Below are 19,370 nucleotides of genomic sequence, written 5' to 3' on the forward strand. Positions count from 1 at the left end.
AATTCGGATGTTTCAGGCCCAGACTCACGGCATGGCGCCGGGCGTGTGCTTGAGCACGAGCGACTCCAGCCGCAGGAGCGCCTTGTCCAGCGTCTCCCACGACGGGCCGAAGGACAGGCGCACGTAGTTGCGGAAGCGCGACGCCCGCGCGCGGCGCTTGCCGGGGTTCACGTCGAAGAACTCACCGGGCACGGTGATGACCTGGTGCTCCAGCGCGGCGCGGAAGAAGGCCATGCCGTCGTTGAGCGGCGCGGGCAGCCCGGACAGGTTGCCCCAGACGTAGAACGTCCCGTCCGGCGCGCGGTCCGTGCGGATGCCCAGCCGCTCCAGCCGGGAGTGGAACCGGTCCCGCTTCTCCCGGAACGTGTGGTGGATGGCGCGCGTCTCCGCCACCACCGCGTCCTCCTGGAGCAGCGGAATCGCCGCGCGCTGCAGGGGCCGGCTGCCGCCGCCGTCCAGGAAGCTGCCCGCGCTGGCGACCGTGTCGATGACCTGCTTGGGCCCCACCGTCCACGTCATGCGCCAGCCCGGGTAGCGCCAGTTCTTGGTGAGCCCGTCGAAGAGGATCACCGGGTCGCGGTTCACGTCCTCCACGTACCTGGCGGCGCTCTCCACCGGCAGCACGCCCGGGCGGCCCGTCCAGATGTAGTGCGAATAGAACTCGTCGATGAGCAGCGAGCACTCCAGCTCGCGCGCCACGCCCACCCACCGCGCCAGCTCCTCGCCCTGCACCAGCTTGCCGGTGGGGTTGCACGGGTTGGAGAAGAGCAGCGCGGACAGCCCTCGCCCCTGAATCTCCCGGCGCAGGTCGTCGTGCGTGAAGGCGTAGCCGCGCTCGCCCTCCAACAGGATGGGGATGGCGGTGAACGCCTTGAAGACGTCCAGCAGCTCTTCATACGCGGTGTAGTCCGGCAGGAAGTGGCCCAGGTTCACGCTGCCCAGGCTGGCCGCGGCGCGGGTGAGGGCCGCGCGGCCGCCGCCAGACAGGCAGACGTTCTCCGCGCTGTACTGGCTGGACATCCCCTTGCGGTAGAGCCGGTTGTAGAGCCCCGCGATGGCCTCCCGTACCTCCCAGAGGCCCGCGACAGGGGCGTACTCCTGGTCCGCCATGTCCACCGTCACCGAGTGCACGCGCGACGGGGCACCGGGCAAATCCCCCGTCTCCGGCTGACCCTGGCCCAGGTTGCACCACTCCGGGTCGCCGGGACGGTAGCCGCGGCGCGTGGCCTCGGCGGTGACGAAGATGACGCCCGTGCGGGGCACGGTGCGAAACGCATGCAGGGGGACGCTGTCGCTCACGGACGACACGCTAGCGCGCCCCCTGCTTCGGCGCAGCCCCTAGCCTTCCAGGGAGGCCCGGAGGAACCAGGCGTGCTTCTCGAACTCGGTGATGATGCCGGTGAAGAGGTCCACCGTGTCCGTGTCCTTGAGGCCTTCCACCGCCGTACGGCTCTCACGCAGGCCGCCGAGGTAGACCTCGATGCGCTCGGCCAGCAGCTTCACGTGCTCCAGGTCGCGCGAGGTCTCCTGCGGGTAGTCCGGCAGGCGGCTGGTTTTGCCCACGTGGCGGCTGGTGCCGTACGCGCGGCCGCCCAGCGTCACCGCGCGCTCCGCGATGGAGTCGTTGTGGTTGGCCAGGCTCACCGCGAACGTTTCGAACAGCGGGTGCAGCGCGGCGAACTGCGGGCCCTTGATGTTCCAGTGGGCGACCTTGATCTGCGAGTGCAGGTCCAACCCATCCGCGAGCCGCTCGTTGAGGGTGGCGGAGATGGCGGTGCGGGCCTGTTCGGACAGGGGACTCGGGCTCTTGTAGAGGGCCATGACGGACACGTTCCTTTCGGGTGAGGGGTGGGACGTCGAAGAGAAAAGACAGCGCCCCCCGGTGTCATCCACCGGAGGGCGCCAATCACAACTCAGGGATAACGACGAAGGAACTAAGACTCCAGTCCAACCGCCGCCGCGTGGATGACGCTCGCGATGCGGACCGCATCGTGGACGTGGTCCTCGCTCAGGCCGCCTTCCAGCACGACCTTCTCATGCGACTGGATGCACATCTCGCAGCCGTTGATGGCGCTGACCGCGAGGCAGACCAGCTCGAAGTCCACCTTGTTGGTCAGCACCTGGGCCAGCCGGTTCATCCGCAGCCCGGCCCGCTTGGTCGCGTACGACTCCTTCCCGATCATGTGGCGGAATCGGTAGAAGACGTTGTTCATCGCCATCAGCGAGGCTGCGGCACGCGCGTCCTCGATGACCGGCGTGGCCTTGTCACCCAGTGCCTGCTTCGCCTCGTTCAGCATGGCCTCCTTCAGCCGCTCGTTCCGGGCGGCGAAGGCGCATGCCACGGCCGTTCCCCAGCGCTGCTCGGGGGTGAGGGTCGTGCTCTCCAGGACCGCGGAGAGGTTGAGGCGGGTGTCCTTGTGGGCGTCCGCAAGCTCGCTGCGGACGACTTCGAGCGAAGCCATGGTGCCTTACCCCGCCTTCTGCAGCTTCGTGGTGAGCGTCTCCTCACCCTTCTGCCAGTTGCACGGGCACAGCTCGTCGGTCTGGAGCGCGTCCAGCGTGCGGACGGTCTCCTTGACGTTGCGGCCCACGGACAGGTCGTTCACGGACACGTGGCGGATGATGCCCTCGGGGTCCGCGATGAACGTGGCGCGCAGGGCCACGCCCTCTTCCTTGTGCAGGATGCCCAGCGCGCTGGACAGCTCGCGCTTGATGTCCGCCAGCATGGGGAAGGGCAGGTTCTTCAGGTCCGGGTGGTGCGTGCGCCACGCGTGGTGCACGAACTCGCTGTCGGTGGACAGGCCCAGCACCTGCGCGTCGCGGTCCTGGAAGTCCTTGTTGTGCTTGCCGAACTCCGCGATCTCCGTCGGGCAGATGAACGTGAAGTCCTTCGGCCACGCGAACAGGACGGTCCACTTGCCCTTGTACGTGTCGTTGGAGATGTCCTGGAACTCCTTGTTCTTCTCCAGGCTCACGGTGCCCTTCAGCTTGAAGTTCGGAAGCTTGTCGCCAACGGTCAGCATGGGATTCGACTCCTTGGGGATGGGGGGCGGGCCACCGTGGTCCACCCCAGAGGTGATGAGTTGCTACCGGGTAAAGCAGCCACCGTGCCAGCGCATCAACTGCCCTGATTCCAGGAGGTTACAGCTCCCCCTGAGATTCGCACCGGCGGGGCGGTGACGCCGGGTCGGTGCATAACGAAATTCCGGTGCCTTTCGCCACTGCAATTTCGGTGGGCCGCTATTATCGCCAACACATGCCGGATGAACTGATGGGGCGCCACCCGGAAGTGACGCAGGATGCTCGGGAGCTGGTCGAGCTGGCAACCACCGAAGAGGGAGTGGGCGAGCTGCTCCGTCGGGGATTGGACTGGGTGTCCCGCGTGGTGCCCTTCGACCTGGCCACGCTGTTCCTCCTCAAGGAGGGACGGCTGGAGGCGGTGGCGGCGCGTGGCCCGCTCGCGAACCAGGCGGTGCGCAAGCATTCGCTGCAACTGGCGGACTTCCCGTCCTTGAAGCAGGCGCTGGAGACGCGGCGCGCGCGGGCCTTCACGGAGGAGGACCACTCGCACGGGGACGGTGACCCGTTCGACGGGGTGTTGGACCTGCCCGCGGGCCATTCGTGCATGGTGGTGCCGCTGTGCGCGGGGGAGCGCTGCTACGGCGTGCTCACGCTGGACCGCGTGCAGTGTGAGACGTACGCGCAGCCGGTGGTGGACCTGGTGGAGGTCTACGGCCAGATGCTGGCGACCGCGCTCCAGGGCGCGGAGCAGCGCGCGACGGCGGAGCGGCTGCACCGCCAGGACCACGAGCACGCGAAGCTGCTGGAGTCGCAGCTGGGCGGGGACTCGGAAGGAATCCTGGAGACGTCCCTGAGTCCGGTGATGCGCGACCTGTCCTTGCGCGCGCGGCAGGTGGCGGAGACGGACACGCCCGTGCTGATTACGGGAGAGACGGGCACGGGCAAGGAGCGGCTGGCGCGGGCCATCCACCGCTGGAGTGCGCGGGCGGATCAGCCCTTCGTGTCGCTCAACTGCGCGGCCATTCCCGCGGGCCTGCTGGAGAGCGAGCTGTTCGGCCACGTGAAGGGGGCCTTCACCGGCGCGAACCGCGACCGTGCGGGCCGCTTCCAGATGGCGCACGGGGGCACGCTGCTCCTGGATGAGATTGGCGAACTGCCGGTGGAGCTGCAGGCGAAGCTGCTGCGCGCGCTCCAGGAGAAGTCCTTCGAGCCGGTGGGCAGCGACAAGACGGTGCGGGCGGACGTGCGCATCCTCGCGGCGACGCACGTGGACCTGCACCAGGCCATCGCGCAGAAGCGCTTTCGCGAGGACCTCTTCTATCGTCTGAGCGTCTTCCCCTTGAGGCTGCCGCCCCTGCGCGAGCGGCGCGAGGACCTGCCGCAGCTCACCGCGTTCCTCCTGGAGGAGCAGGCGAAGCGCACGGGCCGGAGGGGCATGCGGGTGACGGCGTCAGGGCTGACGCGGCTGGCGTCCTATGACTGGCCGGGCAACCTGCGCGAGCTGGCGAACGCACTGGAGCGCGCCACCATCCTCACGCGTGGCCAGGAGCTGACGGCGCAGTCCTTCGACCTGGCGAACGGCGAGCGCGCGCGGGAGGTGTCGGGCCCGGTGTCGGTGGAGGAGACCCCGGCGCCGCTGCCCGCGGGGGCGAAGGTGCTCACGCTGGCGGCGGTGCAGCGCGAGCACATCCTGCGGGTGCTCACGCTCACCCGGGGTCGCGTCTACGGTGAAGGCGGCGCGGCGGCGCTGCTGGGGCTCAAGCCGTCCACGCTGCAGAGCCGGATGAAGAAGCTGGGCATCGAGCGGCTGGAGGGCTTCACCGCCGCCGAGGACGCGTGATGCGGGGTCAGTACCTGCGGCTGTCCTCGCGGGCCTCGCGGCGGTCCTCACGCGTCTCCTGGCGGTTCTGGGCCGTCTCGGAGCGGGCGAGCTGGACCAGGTCGGCGATGAGCATGCGCTTGCGGCTGAGGCTGCCGCTGTCCATCCGGCCGTAGAGGTTGTTCAGTTCCTGGGAGATGGAGCGCGTCTGCTGCAGGGCGCGGGACTCCTGGCGGGCGTCGCGCACGTCGTCGCGGTGGTCCTTGCGGTCGTCGTAGCGGTTGCCGTCGTGGCGCACTTCGCGGGCGCTGGAGCGCGCCTCCTGCTTGTCCTGGGACAGCTCGCGGCGGGTCTCGTTCAGCTCCGACGACACGTAGCGGCGCAGGTCCTCTTCCACCTGGAGCAGGTCGCGGCGCGCGGCGCGGCCACGGGCGGAGTCGTAGCGGGAGAGCAGCGACTCCACCTGGCGCAGGTCCTGATGATCATCGCGGGTCTCGCGCGCGTCCTGCCTCAGCTCCTGATGGTCACGGGCCTGCTCGCCGTGGTTGTTGCCGCGGGGACCGCCTGCGTGAGCCAGGACCGGGAGGGACAGCGCCATCGTTGCCAGCAGCCACTTCGACTTCGACATGGGGGGCTCCATCAAGTGCGTCGGATGCCTTGATGGACGCAGCCCGCCGCCGGGAATTCATGGCGGCGGGCATTCCCCCATGGGTGGGAGCGGGGCCTACGACACCGCGGGTGCGGATCCGGCTGACGCGAGCGGAAGAGGTCCGCGCTCTTCTTGTTCGGGTCCTCCTCGAACATGGCCTGCGCGTAGGTGCCGAAGGCGTCCTTGAGCCGCGGCTTGTCCTTGGGGAAGCCGTCCCTTCGCCAACCCCTCAAGGGTTGCTCACGGCTCTCACCAGGTCTGACCTCTGGTCATGGCTGACTCGGGGCAGGCTCACGGCTCCGGGTGCTAGCGTTCGCAGGGCATGGACGACACGACTGCCCAGCTCCAGTCATACGAGGAGGAGCTGCGCATTGCGGTGGCCGAGGGGCTCGTCTCGGATGAGGACGCCGCTCAGTTGGCTGACGAAGCCCGTCGCAGCGGCAAGGGGCCGCTCGCGCTGCTCTACTCGCGCGGACGCATCTCCGACGAGACGCTCGCCGCCCTGCTGCCACGGCGACCCGCTGCTCCGGACCTTTCGACACCCTCCATACCCATGCCGGGCAAGGTCACGCACTCGGCGGACCCCGTGTTTCCCATGGGAGACTGGGAGCGTTACCAGGGATTGCGCTTCCTGGGCCAGGGCGGCATGGGACAGGTATTCCTGGCATATGACCCGAGGCTGCGCCGCGCCGTCGCTCTCAAGTTCGTGAAGGGCGATGACCCGGCCGTGGTGCACCGGCTGCTCAACGAGGCCCGCGCACAGGCCCGGGTGCACCATGCACGGGTGTGCCCGGTGCACGAGGTGGGCGAGGTGCAGGGCCGCGCTTTCATCGCCATGCAGTACATCCCAGGACAGACGCTGGGGCAGCTGGCCGGGACGCTCACCGTGGAGCAGCAGGTGGTGCTGATGCGCGACGTCGCGCAGGGCGTCCACGCCGCCCACCAGGCGGGCCTCATCCATCGCGACCTGAAGCCTGGCAACATCCTGGTGGAGCGCACCCCGGACGGGCGCCTCCTTCCCTACGTGGTGGACTTCGGGCTCGCGCACGACGCGACCACGCGCGGCGCCACCGCCACCGGCTCCGTGATGGGCACGCCCCCGTACATGTCCCCGGAGCAGGCCCGGGGCGAGGTGGGCCGGCTGGACCGGCGCGCGGACGTCTATAGCCTGGGCGCCACGCTCTACCACCTGCTGACGGGCGAGCCTCCCATCCCCGGCGCCAACAACCTGGAGGTGCTCAACCGCATCCCCACGGAGGAGCCCGTGCCGCCGCGCGCGCGGGTCCCGGGCCTGTCCGCGGACCTGGAGGCCATCGTCCTCAAGTGCCTGGAGAAGGACCGCTCCGCCCGCTACGACTCGGCGCGGGCGCTGGCGGAGGACCTGGAGCGCTTCCTCGCGGACGTGCCCGTGCGCGCGCGCCCCGTGGGCCTGGGCTACCGGCTGCGCAAGAAGGTCCGGCGGCACCGCGTCGTGGTGGGCGCCGCGGCCGTCGCGCTCGTCGCCGTGCTGGGGGCCGGACTCCAGGTGGGCCTCACCCGCAGGCAGGCCGTGCGCCGGGAGCAGCTGGCCCGCCGCTTCACCGAACAGGTGGAGCGTGTGGAGGCGCAGGTCCGTTACACCGGCCTTGCCCGGCTGCATGACGTGCGCGAGGAGCGCGCCCAGCTCGCGCGCCGCATGGAGGCCCTGGCCTCTGACATCGCGCGCGAAGGCCCGGAGGCCCGGGGCCCGGGCCTGTATGCGCTGGGCCGCGGGGCCCTGGCGTTGGGGGACGCGGCGAAGGCGCGCGAGCACCTGGAGGCGGCCTGGAACGAAGGCTTCCACGAGCCGCGCCTCGCGTGGTCGCTGGCGCTCGCGTTGGGACCGCTCTACCGCGACGCGCTCCTGGACGCGGAGAACGTCCAGGACCCCGCGCGACGGCGGACGCGCAGGGAGCAGGTCCAGCGGGAGTACCGGGACCCGGCGCTCGCGTGGCTGCGCCGGAGCGCGGGCGCGGAGGTGCCGTCCCCGGACTTCGTCGCCGCGCTGCTCGCCTTTCACGAGGAGCGGTGGGACGACGCCCTGGCGCGGCTGGACGCAGCGGGCCCGCTGCCTCCGTGGTTCTTCGAGGCGCCGCTCCTGCGCGGCGACATCCTCCAGGCGCGGGCGCACCAGCGCTGGAACCAGGGGGACCGCGGGGCCGCCCAGGAGGACCTGGACGCCGGTCGCCGCACCCTCGCCGCCGCCGCCGCGACAGGCGACAGCCTTCCGGAGGTGCACCTCGCGCTCGCCCGGCTCGAATACCAGGCCCTGGTGATGGCGCTGTACGGCCAGGGCGACGTGGAGTCCGGCGCCGCGCGCGGACTGGAGGCGGTGGCGCACGCGCTCGCGGCCGACCCCGACAGCGTGCCGGCCCGGCACTGGGAGGCCCGGTTCCACAACCGGCTGGCCGAGGACGCGCTGCGCCGGGGCGCGGATCCAGAGGCGTCCCTCCAGCGCGCCATCGCCGCGGCGAGGCAGGTGCTCGCGACACGGCCGGCGGATCCACGCGCCCGCAAGGAGCTGGCCCAGGCCTTGTTGCGCGCTGCCCGGGTGAAGCAGGGGCGGGGCCTGGAGCCGGGCGCGCTGCTCCAGCAGGCCCTGGAGGCGCTCGACGGCATCGACCCGCGGGCGCGCGACTACGAGGTCTCCGCCACCCGAGGCCTCATCTTCCGGGTGTGGGCGGACGCCGACGAGCAGCGGGGTGTCTCCCCCTCGGAGCACCGTGCCCGGGCCATCGCGGCGTACCAGGAGGCCCTCCAGCGGGACGACACGCTGTCGGACGTGTGGATCAACCTGGGCCAGCTCCACCTGACACGGGCCTCGGATCCGCGCTCCGCGGCGCCAGACGCGGACCTGGACGAGGCCCGGCGTGCGCTGGAGCAGGCCCGGCGCCTCAACCCGGAGAACTTCGTGGCGTGGTTCCTGGGCGGAACGCTGCACACCGAGCTGGCGGCGCGACGGCGGACGCTGGGAGGGGACCCGCGCCCGGACCTGGACACCGCGGCCACCCTGTTCGAGCGCGGCATCGCCATCAACGCGCGCGTGGCGCCCCTGCACAACGGGCTGGGCATCGTCCGGGCGGAGCAGGCCCGCGAGGCCTGGGACCGGGGCGGGGAGCCGTTCCCCCTGCTGGACGCGGCGCAGGCCGCCTACGCGAAGGCCGTGGAGGTGGCGCCCGGTCAGGGCTGGGGGCAGAACAACCTGGGCGACGTCCACGCCGCGCGCGCGGAATGGGGCGATCCCCGGAGTGCGACGCCCGAGGCGGAGGCCCGGGCCGCCCTCGAGGCCTACGCCGAGGCCGCGGCGCTGTTGCCAGGGCAGGCCGTTCCCTGGGCCAACCTGGCGCGGGTCCACCTCCAGCGGGCCACGCGCGCGCTCGCGCGGGGACGTTCGCCGGAGGCCCCCCTGGCGCAGGCGCAGGCCGCGCTCGACGAGGCCTTCCGCCGCAACCCGGAAGAGCCCCTGGCGTGGCGCCTCCAGGCGGAGCTCCACGGCGAGCGAGCCCGGGCCCTGGCCCCCGCCCGCGCCGAGGCGGCCTTCGCGCGGGCCGCGACAGGCTTCGACGAAGCCTTCGTGCGCGACTCCCGGAGTTTGGAGGCGCGTCTGGCCTTCGCGCGGCTGTGCCTGGCGTGGGCCCGGAGCCGGAAGGCGGCGGGGCTGGAGGCCGCGCCCGTGCTGGCGCGCGGCCTGGAGGGGGTGGAGGCCCTGCTCACGCTCCACCCCACCTGGGCCGAGGCACGCCTGCTACGCGCCGGGTTGCTCCTGACGCAATCCCCGGGGCTCCCCGAAGCGCTCCGGGAGCGAGCGGCCGCGCTCGCCGCCAACCCGCACCTCGTGGATCACGGACCGCCCCCCGGCCCATGAAGGACCGGGCGAGGGGTCATTGCTTCTCTGGGAGAGGCTCCATTTCAATGCTGGTGAAGACGTCCAGGGTGCCGGTCTTGGGGTAGTGGATTGGGCCCCCCCCTGTGTCCGGCGTGGGCGGACATCCCGGGCCGTCCACGCTCAGTGTGTAGTCCCCTGGCGCGGGGCCCACTCTCTGTTCGAATGTTCCCGCGCCACCAATGGTGAAGGAGCTTCCATCGTACCCGGGGAAGAGCTGTCCCTTCTCGTCGCTCCAGCTCAATCTGACAGGCTGTTCGCACTGAAATTCGATGGAGACCTCGCCTCTCGGTAGGACGCAGGAGTTCGCGCCTTCGGCGAATCCCGGACAACCCTTGACACAACCCACGACAATGGCCGCCGATGGCTTAGGGGCGAAGCCGTTGTTGCAGGTGCTGCCGGTGTGGGGCAGCACGCTCGACCGCTCCTCCCTCCTGCTGGGGCATCCCGCGAGGAGCCCCGCCATCAGCAGTCCTCCCGCCGCGAGCATGCCGTACCACTGCCTCCCGCTCCTGCCTTTGTCTGTCTTCAAGACCTGCCATCCTCCTGAACGAGTCAGTCTTCACGCACATCCAAACCCAACTCCTTGAGCCGCCGCGCGAGCGCCCGCTTGGACACCTCTAGCGTGCGCACCATGGCGTCCAGCCTGCCCCCGGTGGCGGCGTGGACCCGCGTGAGCTCCTCCGCGCCCAGCGCACCCGCCGTGCGAAGGCCGGGGCTGCGCTCGATGAGGTGGTAGATGGACGTGCGGTGGATGCCCAGCCGGTCCGCGGCGGCCTGGAAGTCCCAGTCCCCCTCGCGCAGGGCCGCGAGCAGCTCCGCCTCTGGAATCTCCGCGGGCCTGCGCCGGAGGGCAGGGGACGCGGGCGCGGGTTCCACCGTTGCCTGCTTCCCGGCGGGCCTGCCCATGGGCGTGCGGGTGATGGAGGGCAGCTCCGCGTCGAGCTGTGCATCCAGCCGCGGGTGGGACTGGCCGCGGCTGCCAATGACGAGCTGGCGCACCACGTTGCGAAGCTGTCGGATGTTGCCCGGCCAGTCATGGCGCAGGAGGCGGACGGCGAGCGCCGGGGGCAGCCAGGGCTCCCCGGATGACGGGGGCCACGGCTCGCCCATGGCCTCCCGTTCCTCGCGCGCGAAATGGTGGAGGAGGACGCCCAGGTCCTCGCGCCGCTCGCGCAGGGGCGGCACGCTCAGGGAGAAGCCCGCGAGCCGGTGGAGCAGCGGCGCCTTGAAGCGGCCCTCTTGAATCTGCTGCTCCAGCAGGGCGTCCGTCGCGGCCACGAGCCGCACGTCCACGGCCAGCGGTACGCGCTCGCCCACGCGGTACACCTCCCCCGTCTCCAGCACGCGCAGCAACATCACCTGCACCTCGGGGGAGGCCTCACCCACCTCGTCGAGGAACAGCGTTCCGCCGTGGGCCGCCTGGAAGAAGCCGTCCTGGTCCCGCACGGAGCCGGTGAAGGCACCCCGGCGCGCGCCGAAGAGCTCCGAGGCGGCCAGCTCCCGAGGGATGGCGCCCAGGTTCACGCTCACGAACGGCTGCTGGCGGCGCGGGCTCGCCTGGTGGAGGGCGCGGGCGATGAGCTCCTTGCCCGAGCCCGTCTCGCCCCGGATGAGCACGGGCACGCTCAGGTCCGCCACCCGGGAAATCTGGGCGCGCACGCGTTGAAGGCCCGCGCTCGCGCCCACCATGCCCAGCGTGTCGCCCCCCTCCTCTCCGGGCGAGGCCGCATGCAGCAGGAGCACCACCCGCCCCGCCAGCTCCAGCGGCACGCCCGTGGCGACCTCCTCGGCGGAGAACTCCCAGGGGCCCGTCAGCACCAGCTCCGCCACCCGCACCCGGCTGCCTTCGCCTGGATCCACGCGCACCCCTCCTTCCGGGGTGACCTGGAGGCGCACGGCCTTGCGGCTCACGAAGGCGTCCTCCAGCGGGCGCCCTCCTGACTGGCCTGGGTGATGGAAAAGGGGCTCCGTGCGGGAGAGGGCCTGCGCTTCGCCGGGCGCGGAGGACAGGAGCGCGCGCTCACCCACACGGTCCACCCGTGGGTGGACCGCGAGCGTCAGCGCGGGGACGCGCCGGGTGGCTGGCACGTCGGCGTCACGCTCCGGCACGTTGACCGTGGAGACATCGACAAAGGATGGCGGTCGCATGGGGGGGTTGGAGGAATGCCAGTCTACACAACCATGACCGGGCCCGGATGCGTGCCGGACAAACGCGCAACGCCAGAGGTTGTCGCTCGGCACCCAGGACGACAGCGACCCACCGGGCGTCAAAGGGGCCGCGTCCACCGCCGGGGCCCGCGCCGGTGGTGCCCTATGCGGGCGGAGGGAGACCTGTTCCTGCTCACCCGGCTTGAGCGGCGCCAGGAGTGGGTGATTCAAGTCTTCTTGCGGTGGGAATACCCAGACACCCTGTCAATGGGGCTGGGGACCGTACTGGAACGCGTTGAGCCTTGTGTCGAAGTGGACCACCGCCTGCTCTGACGCGGTCAGGTCGACTCGCAGGTACCTGGACAACATTGGCACGCCGGAGGACCGCGGCACGGCCAGAGCTTCACCGGAAGCCGCCTGGGCCCCTTTCAAGGGCCGCAGAAGGCTGATGGGAAGTGTTTCGCCGATCCGCACGCCTCCTGCGATGAATATCAGGATGCATGGCCCTGGGACGGGGATTGCCCGCGTCTCAAAACGTTGCAGGATGTAATGATTTATCGGCTGTGGTTCCGAGGCGTCCTGGGCCTTGGTTGCCAGTCCTACCGTTACGGCCATGTCGGCATTGGCGGGGGCGTCATAATAGACGGAGATGTATCCCGGAAGGCTGGTGCTGGCGCCAACGACAGCGTTGCCTGTGAATTCGTAGCCCTGTCCCGCCTGGGCCGGAGCGCTGAGGGTGATTTTGATGCTGTCGAAAGCGCCATGGAGCCGCTGGGAAATGTAGAGCAACGACGCCGGTTCGACTGTCACCGTCGAGTCGTCGGCGATTGGCACGAAGGCGTCGCGGATGACAACCGTATCCGCGTCGGAGGGCTCCGCCGACGTGATCACGACACTCTGAGCCGTGCTCAAGAGGAATCTTCGTCCCTCGACGTCCATCTGGATCCTCAGCTTCAGCGGTTTCGTCCCCAGGTGCGAGCCCGGAGAGGCCGAGCAGGCAGCATCCGTGGCGTCGCGAGGACGACTCCGCGTTCCAGGCGCAAGGGGTGGAGGCTGGGCGGGGCCCGCCATCACCGACAGTGGAGGCGCATCCTGGGATGGTGGGGAGGCAGGTGACAGCGCACAGGAGCTGAAGCCCCAGAGCAGGATGGAGACGTTGATGGCGATGAAGAGCTTGCTCACGCGCATGGGCATGGACTGCCATGACAACGAGGCGCACGAGGCCCGTGGCCACTGACGCGGGCCACGGGCGGTTCGCCGCAGGCCTACTCGTTGATCATGCTGATCAGGCTTCCCGAGGTGACGGGCGTGACGGCGGCGGTCTTGGGCAGGTTGGTGATCTCGAAGGTGCTGTCCTTCACCATGAGCTGGTAGGTGCCCGCCGAGTTGCTGAAGGCGAAGGTGCACCCCGGCGCGGCCGCGGTCGCCTGGACGTTGCCCGACTTCAGGCTCTTCTGGGCCGCCACCAGCAGGATCTGCTCCAGCGGCGTCATGACGATCGAGTTCTGCGGGTTCAGGGTGAAGCCGCAGAACGGCAGGAACGCCTCCCCATTCGGGGTATTCACCCGGCCTGCCAGCCCGACCGTGACCGTGGGCGTCCCCGAGGGGCGGTTGTTGTACAGGCCGATGCCGCCCGGGGAGACCCCCGAAACCCCTCCCGCAGTGAAGGTGCCGTCCGGATTGAACGTCAGCGAGCCTCCCAGCTCCATCTCGGCCGACAGGGACTGCATGACGATGGTCGTGTCCACGGCGATGTTGGCCTGGGTGCTCACGTAGATCTTGTAGACCGGCGTGTAGCTGATGTCGGTCAAGCCGAAGATGTTGCCGAACGGCACCGAGAACCAGGTGGGGACGCCGACGCTGAGCTGGTTGGGGCCTTGTGCGCCCTTGTAGCCCAGCAGCGTGTAGTTCTGGGCCTGGAGCTTCTTCAGGATGCTCGTCTGGTCAGAGGACGAGAAATCAAAGTCAATGTTGTACGTGGTCATGGTGGGCGCTCTCTTGGACGTGCTGCGGCGGGGTGGGGCATCTTGTCTGGGCCGCGAACCGAGACGATCCAGTCCATAGCAACCGCAATGCCAACTCATTGCTCATGTCATTCCAGGCATTTGGCACGCCATGTGGACACCCTGCCTGGGTTTCACGCGTGAGGCCGCACCGTCCTCGCGTGAATTCACGCGTCGACGCGTGAACGCGCGAAACCCGCCTCCCTGATTCAAGCGGAACGGGGCTCAAGCGCATCCGTTCGGGCGCGGGTCCGGCCCGTACGCAGGCAGGCGGCAATCTGCTGGGGGCTCCAGCGCCGGCACAGGCCCTGCTCCACCTCGTCCCTCAGCGGGCTGCTCGCGGCGAGCTTGCAGTGCTTGGGACGACGCGCCCTCCGCTCAGCACGCCACGCCCGGGAGGGACAGCGCCATCGTTGCCAGCAGCCACTTCGACATCGGAGGAGCGGGGCCTACGACACCGCGGGTGCGGCCGGGCGCGGCTTGGAGGGCGCCACGGGGTAGTGGGCCTCCTTGCCGAAGGGCTGGTCGAAGAGGTGCGGATCCGACTGGCGCGAGCGGAAGAGGTCCACGATGTAGTTCATCCGCTGGTCCAGCTTGCTCCAGTCCTTCGCGGCGGTGCCCGTGAGGCTGTCGGGCGTCTTGTCCAGCCGGCCCAGGAGCTCCTTCAGCTTCGGATCCTCGATGGTGCGCAGGTGCGGCGGGAAGAGCGTGGACTCCATGCCGGCGGGGGGCGGCAAATCGTTGCCCAGCTTCAGCGCGCCGCCGGGCACCGCGAGCTTCATCATGTGCTCGGTGGCGATGCCCCGGAACACGCCGGCCAGCTTGTCCACCAGCGGGTTCACGACGAGGTCCACCGCGCCCGTCTTGATGGCGGCCTTGGCGGCGAGGTTGGCGGGGAAGGGCAGGGCGTTGGCGCCCGCCGCGATGCTCTTCTTGAGGATGTTGGCGAAGACCTCTTTCACCGGGGCGTTGAGCGCCTTCTCCACGAAGCCCTGGAGTTGGGTCTGCTCATGCAGGCCCACGGTGTCGTTGGCCCGGAGCATCATCTCGGCCTTCTTGTTCGGGTCCTTCTCGAACATGGCCTGCGCGTAGGTGCCGAAGGCTTCCTTGAGCAGCGGCTTGTCCGAGGGGAAGCCGTCCAGGTACTGCTGGAGCTTCGCGGGGTCCAGCTGGGTGTCACCCTGGAAGGTCTCCACGAAGCGGGCGAACTCGTGGCCCACCTCCTTGAAGACGAACTGGTTGCCGTCGCCAATGGCCTTGCTGACGTTGTTGAGCGCGTCCGCGCCGGCCTTGGCGATGTCGCCGGTGGGCATGGCGGGCAGGCCCAGCTTGCGCAGCAGGTCGTCCACCTTGGACATGGCCTCGCCCACGACTCCGCCGCCCTTGAGGGCGTCCACGAAGGGCTTGGGCATGTCCTCCTGGCGGATGCTCACGCCGGCCTGCTTCGAGGCCCAGGTGGCGAAGGTGGACCAGTTGGCGTTCTCCTTGCCCAGGAGCGTGCCCATGGCGTCGGACAGGTCGTGGTAGCCCTGGGTGATGGCCAGGTTGCGCGCGACGGGGTCCTGCATCGCGGCGATGTTCGCCACGTCCGCGGCGGTGGGGTAGCTGCCCGGCGTGGGGCGCGGGCCGCCCTGCTGGGGGGCCGCGGCGGGGGTGGACAGGGCCACCGGGGCCTTCTTGGCCGTGGACGACTCGAAGAGGGAGGCTCCCTGGTTGGCGCCGGGCTTCACCTCGTTGCGGGGGCGCGGCGGGAGGGCCGGCTCCTGCGTGCGGGGCGTGGTGGTGGGGCGCGGACCAATCTTCGGAGGAGTCATGCCCCCAGTATCGGCCGGGCCGGGTCGGAAGTTGCCCCGGCGGGCCGGGCAGGGTGGGTCCTCCAGGCGTCGCGAGCGACCTCCAGGGTCACTGCCTGGAAGCGCACCGGGGCGCCTGGACGGCGGACCCCCAGGCGGCCCCAGTCCGCGCGAATGACGGCGGCGATGAGGGGATAGCCCCCGGTGGTGGGGTGGTCCGGGCCCATCACGATGGGCGTGCCGGAGAGGGTGACCTGGATGGCGCCGCGCACCATGGGGCGGCAGGTGCCCCCGCCCTCGTCGCCGTGGGGCACGGGAGGTCCGTCCAGCCGCTGGCCCACGCGGTCGCTGGAGGGCGACACGGCGAAGGTGCTGCCCAGGAGCAGCGCCACGGCCGCGTCGCTGAAGCGGGACGCATCCGGGCCCAGGAGCACGCGCAGTGGGGCGGAGGGGTCCAGGGCCTCCGTGAGACGTGACAGGTCGGCCTCGGAAGGAGCGGCAACTGGCGTGGCGGGAGGGCCCAGTGGGAGCCGGTCGCGAGTGCGCAGGGGACGGCCTTCCCAGCCGCCCAGGCGGGCCACCCACAGCGTGCCCTGGCCGCCAAGGACTTCGGGCACGGCGAGCGCGCCGTCCACGGCCACGTAGCGCACGGCATGCTGGGTGGGCGCGGGCACGGTGAGCGTGGCGCCGTCCGCGAGGACGCTGGGGGCTTCGCCATCCACGGACACGCGCACGTCGCGGCCTCGGGCGCGCAGCTCCAGCCTGCCGAAGGCTTCCAGCGCCGAGGCGCCAGGTGCGTTGCCCACCGCCCGGTTCGCCGCGACGAGCAGCTCCGGCACCCACGCGCCGCCGGGCGGCACGCCGTGGTGCATGACGCCGGGCCGTCCACCGTCCTGCACGGTGGCGGGGGCGCCCAGGCCTGTGACCTCAAGCCACGCTGTCATGGCCGCACCTGTTCGAAGCGCACGCGGGCTCCCAGTTGGAGTTCCGTGCCTCGCTTGGGGTCGAACGCGGTGAAGTCCAGCGCGGTGCCCACGAGGTTCCAGCCTCCAGGCGACGCGAATGGATACACACCCGTGCGCTTCCCGGCGATGCCCACCGCGAGCGCTGGCACCCGCGTGCGCGGCACCGGCAGGCGGGGACACGCGATGCTCGGATCCACGTCCCCCAAGTACGCGAAGCCCGGGAGGAAACCCACGCAGCGCACCCTGTACTCGCGAGCCGTGTGCCGCCGCACCACTTCCTCCACGGACAGGCCCGCGTGGTCGGCCACCTTCACCAGGTCCTCGCCGTCGTAGCGAACGGGAATGCGGATGAGCGGATGCTCCACGTGCGTGACCGGTGCCACGCGCAGCCGCATCAGCACGAGCGCCGGGGACTCAGGTGGTGTCTCGGGGTCGAAGTACACGCAGGCATGGGACTCGGTGATGACCGCGTCCCGCACGCCCGGTAGCGCGGACAGGGCTGCGCGCGCCAGGCCCCGGTCCACCGACTCCGGCAGCACCAGCCGCAGCGCGCTGTCTCCCAGTGGCTCCGGTGGCTGCTCCATCGCGTCCAGCATCGCGCGCACCTCGCGGGCCAGCACCACGGCGCCCGGCGTGTCGCCGTGCACGCACAGCGTGTCCACCGTGCCGCCCGTGGCCAGCCGCACCGTGTTCTCGCGCGCCTGCGCCACGTCCGTCAGCACCGCGCCGGGCTGGCCTCGCGGAATCAATGAACCGTCCGGCAACGTGCCCCGATCCGCGAAGCCCTCGCGCGCATACCCGAGCCCCGCCGCCCGCGCCGCGTCCCTCAACGCTCCAGTGCCGGGCCCCACGAACGTGACGTCCGTCCCCAGTGCCTCCACCACGCCGTCCACCACCGCGCGCGCCAGCTCCGGGGACTTGTTGGCCGCGTGGTACAGCGCTCCATGCGGCTTCGCATGACGCACCGGCACGCCGCGCTCGCGAGCCAGCGTGGCCAGCTGTCCGCACTGCTCCGCCACCTGCGCGCGCAGCACCTCCGGTGCCACGTCCAGCGCCTTGCGCCCGAAGCCCTCGCGGTCCGCGTAGGACGGATGCGCGCCCGCCAGCGTGCCGTGGCGCTCGCATAGCTCCAGCGCCCGCCGCATGGACGCCGCATCCCCCGCGTGGCCTCCGCAGGCGATGTTCGCCAGGTGCGCGAGCGCGTAGAGCTGTTCGTCCTCCCCGGGCAGCTCCCCCAGGTCGATGTTGAGCAGGCACCGCGTCATGGGCTCACGCTACGCGAGCCCACCACCTCAGCGGTAGGTGATGAGCGCGCGGTGTTCGCCCTCGAAGTGTCCGTGCTCGTTGAGGGTGGACAGATACCGGCCCCGCTCGCTGTAGATGACCTTCGTGATTCCACAGTTCGCCAGCGTCCAGTTCGTCCGGAACGCGTGCTCGTCCGGGATGCCCAGCAGGTCCTGGCTGATGGCCGTGATGGGTCCGCCGGAAGTGAACACCAGCGCCGTCCTGGAGGGCCCCAGCGAAGCCAACAGCGCCGCCAGCGCCTCCAGGCAGCGCGCCTTGAACGCGCTCCAGGACTCCCGGTACTCGCTGTCGTGTCCGCCCGCGACCCAGCGCCCCACGGCCTGGGTGAACAGGTCCTGATACGCGCGGCGAGGGTCCTTCATCGCGGCCAGCTCCTCGCGCAGCACGGCGAAGTCCGCGTAGCGCGGCGTGTGCCGGTGCACGACCTCCTCGTGGTCGAACTCGTTGAACCCTGGCGTCCGCACGGGCTCCACCGGCTGGCCCAGTGCCTGGAGGCACGCGTCCGCCGTCTCGCGGTGGCGCAGCATGGTGCCCGTCACCACGGCGTCCACCTTCGGCAGCCGCGTGCGCAGCGCTTCACCCAGGACGCGCGCCTGCTGCACGCCCACGTCCGACAGCTTGTCGTAGTCCTTCGCGCCGAAGGACGCCTGTCCGTGGCGGATGAAGTAGAGCGCGCCCATCTTCAGCCCCCCGCCTTCTTGATGAGCTGCCGGCAGCGGTAGGCCAGGTAGTTGACGATGAGCCAGTAGTTCTTGAACGCCGGGTTGCGCGTCTGCTTGTGGTGGTAGCGGTAGTAGATCTGCTGCGCGATGACCGCGAGCCGGAACACGCCGTAGACCTCGTAGAAGGTCCAGTTGGCGGGCTTCAGGCCGGTGCGCTCCAGGTAGTACGCCACCACCTCCTCGCGCGTGAGCATGCCGGGCAGGTCCGTGGGCTGCCTTCGCGTCATGCGCAGGAAGGCGTCGTCATCCGCCTGGACCCAGTAGGCCAGCGTGTTGCCCAGGTCCATCAGCGGGTCGCCCAGCGTGGCCATCTCCCAGTCCAGCACCCCGATGACCTGCGTGGGGTCCTCCGGCTTGAGCACCACGTTGTCGAAGCGCCAGTCGTTGTGGATGACGCAAGTCTTGATGTCCGGCGGGACGTGCGCGGCCAGCCACTCGCGCGTGTGCTTCATGCGGGGCACGTTCCAGGTGCGCGCCTTCTCGTAGCGGTCGGACCAGCCGGAAATCTGCCGCTGCGGATAGCCCGGCCCCTTGCCCAGCGACTGGAGACCCACTGCCTGCGCGTCCACGCCGTGCAATGCGATGAGCTGATCCACCACGTTGAGGCACAGCTGGCGCGTGCGGGCCTTGTCCAGGTCCAGCCCCTTGGGCAGGTGCTTGCGCGGGATGAGGCCGGGGATGCGGTCCATCACGTAGAACTCCGCGCCCAGCACGGCCGGGTCCTGGCACAACCCCACCATGGTGGGCACCACCGGGTACACGGGCTTGAGCGCCTGCTGCACCGTGTACTCGCGCGACATGTCGTGCGCGGACTTCGCCTTGGTGCCCGAGGGCGGCCTGCGCAGGATGAGGTCGCGGTTCTCGTACTTGAGCCGGTAGGTCCAGTTGGAGGCGCCGCCCGTGTACTGCGTCACCTCCGGCGTGCCCTGGAGCGAGGGCACCTGGGCCTTCAGCCACGCGTCCACCGCGGGCACGTCCAGCGCCTCGCCGGAGCGCACGGCCTTGCCCTCGTCCAGCGGGATGGAGACCGGAGCCGTCATG

General features: G+C 70.5%; 16 protein-coding genes. 2 read left to right on the forward strand and 14 right to left on the reverse strand.

Annotated elements, in window-relative coordinates:
- Nucleotides 1-24 precede the first annotated feature (24 nt).
- From D7Y04_RS07680 to D7Y04_RS07695, 4 genes are all read right to left on the reverse strand, one after another.
- A complete protein-coding gene (locus D7Y04_RS07680) occupies nt 25-1,299 on the reverse strand; it encodes a pyridoxal phosphate-dependent aminotransferase (protein ID WP_120595564.1) in 1,275 nt (424 codons plus the stop codon).
- A 39-nt stretch (nt 1,300-1,338) separates the two neighbouring features.
- A complete protein-coding gene (gene dps, locus D7Y04_RS07685; RefSeq protein ID WP_121758774.1) occupies nt 1,339-1,821 on the reverse strand; it encodes a DNA starvation/stationary phase protection protein Dps in 483 nt (160 codons plus the stop codon).
- A 113-nt stretch (nt 1,822-1,934) separates the two neighbouring features.
- On the reverse strand, nt 1,935-2,462 hold the full coding sequence (locus D7Y04_RS07690; RefSeq protein WP_120550488.1) for a carboxymuconolactone decarboxylase family protein: 528 nt from the start codon (nt 2,460-2,462) through the stop codon (nt 1,935-1,937).
- Nucleotides 2,463-2,468: 6 nt separating this feature from the next.
- Nucleotides 2,469-3,023 carry a peroxiredoxin gene (locus D7Y04_RS07695; RefSeq protein WP_120557013.1) on the reverse strand — a complete coding sequence of 185 codons (555 nt, stop codon included), beginning with the start codon at nt 3,021-3,023 and terminating at the stop codon, nt 2,469-2,471.
- A gap of 233 nt (nt 3,024-3,256) precedes the next feature.
- On the opposite strand from D7Y04_RS07695, the gene D7Y04_RS07700 reads away from it, so the two are divergent.
- Nucleotides 3,257-4,861 (forward strand): sigma 54-interacting transcriptional regulator, encoded by a 1,605-nt coding sequence (locus tag D7Y04_RS07700; RefSeq protein WP_233601295.1) that lies wholly within the window; start codon nt 3,257-3,259, stop codon nt 4,859-4,861.
- A gap of 7 nt (nt 4,862-4,868) precedes the next feature.
- Here the strand turns inward: D7Y04_RS07700 and D7Y04_RS07705 are convergent, their stop codons facing one another.
- Nucleotides 4,869-5,468, reverse strand: a complete 600-nt coding sequence (locus D7Y04_RS07705) for a hypothetical protein (RefSeq protein ID WP_121758776.1) — start codon at nt 5,466-5,468, stop codon at nt 4,869-4,871.
- A 343-nt stretch (nt 5,469-5,811) separates the two neighbouring features.
- Between D7Y04_RS07705 and D7Y04_RS07710 the strand changes: the two genes are divergently transcribed.
- Nucleotides 5,812-9,372, forward strand: coding sequence for a serine/threonine-protein kinase (locus D7Y04_RS07710; RefSeq protein ID WP_233601296.1), 3,561 nt, complete (start codon nt 5,812-5,814; stop codon nt 9,370-9,372).
- Between the two features lie 16 nt (nt 9,373-9,388).
- On the opposite strand, the gene D7Y04_RS07715 is transcribed toward D7Y04_RS07710, so the two are convergent.
- From D7Y04_RS07715 to D7Y04_RS07755, 9 genes are all read right to left on the reverse strand, one after another.
- A complete protein-coding gene (locus tag D7Y04_RS07715) occupies nt 9,389-9,922 on the reverse strand; it encodes a hypothetical protein (RefSeq protein WP_121758777.1) in 534 nt (177 codons plus the stop codon).
- Nucleotides 9,923-9,945: 23 nt separating this feature from the next.
- Nucleotides 9,946-11,541: a sigma 54-interacting transcriptional regulator gene (locus D7Y04_RS07720; protein WP_121758778.1), complete on the reverse strand. Its 1,596-nt coding sequence runs from the start codon at nt 11,539-11,541 to the stop codon at nt 9,946-9,948.
- 264 nt (nt 11,542-11,805) lie between these two features.
- A complete protein-coding gene (locus tag D7Y04_RS07725) occupies nt 11,806-12,480 on the reverse strand; it encodes a hypothetical protein (RefSeq protein ID WP_121758779.1) in 675 nt (224 codons plus the stop codon).
- Nucleotides 12,481-12,806: 326 nt separating this feature from the next.
- Nucleotides 12,807-13,526 carry a hypothetical protein gene (locus D7Y04_RS07730; RefSeq protein WP_121758780.1) on the reverse strand — a complete coding sequence of 240 codons (720 nt, stop codon included), beginning with the start codon at nt 13,524-13,526 and terminating at the stop codon, nt 12,807-12,809.
- A 467-nt stretch (nt 13,527-13,993) separates the two neighbouring features.
- Entirely contained in the window at nt 13,994-15,358 is a 1,365-nt protein-coding gene (locus D7Y04_RS07735) for a hypothetical protein (protein WP_121758781.1), read from the reverse strand.
- Nucleotides 15,355-16,281, reverse strand: coding sequence for a biotin-dependent carboxyltransferase family protein (locus D7Y04_RS07740; RefSeq protein WP_121758782.1), 927 nt, complete (start codon nt 16,279-16,281; stop codon nt 15,355-15,357). The genes D7Y04_RS07735 and D7Y04_RS07740 overlap by 4 nt, the downstream gene beginning before the upstream one ends.
- Nucleotides 16,278-17,567: a LamB/YcsF family protein gene (locus D7Y04_RS07745; protein WP_121758783.1), complete on the reverse strand. Its 1,290-nt coding sequence runs from the start codon at nt 17,565-17,567 to the stop codon at nt 16,278-16,280. Before D7Y04_RS07745 ends, D7Y04_RS07740 begins: the two co-directional genes overlap by 4 nt.
- Nucleotides 17,568-17,594: 27 nt before the next feature.
- Nucleotides 17,595-18,287 carry a histidine phosphatase family protein gene (locus D7Y04_RS07750; protein WP_121758784.1) on the reverse strand — a complete coding sequence of 231 codons (693 nt, stop codon included), beginning with the start codon at nt 18,285-18,287 and terminating at the stop codon, nt 17,595-17,597.
- A 2-nt stretch (nt 18,288-18,289) separates the two neighbouring features.
- Nucleotides 18,290-19,369 (reverse strand): phosphotransferase family protein, encoded by a 1,080-nt coding sequence (locus D7Y04_RS07755; protein WP_120576114.1) that lies wholly within the window; start codon nt 19,367-19,369, stop codon nt 18,290-18,292.
- Nucleotide 19,370: the final 1 nt, after the last annotated feature.

Origin of the sequence: Corallococcus sp. AB038B, assembly GCF_003668955.1 — a bacterium.
Classification (GTDB): domain Bacteria; phylum Myxococcota; class Myxococcia; order Myxococcales; family Myxococcaceae; genus Corallococcus; species Corallococcus exiguus.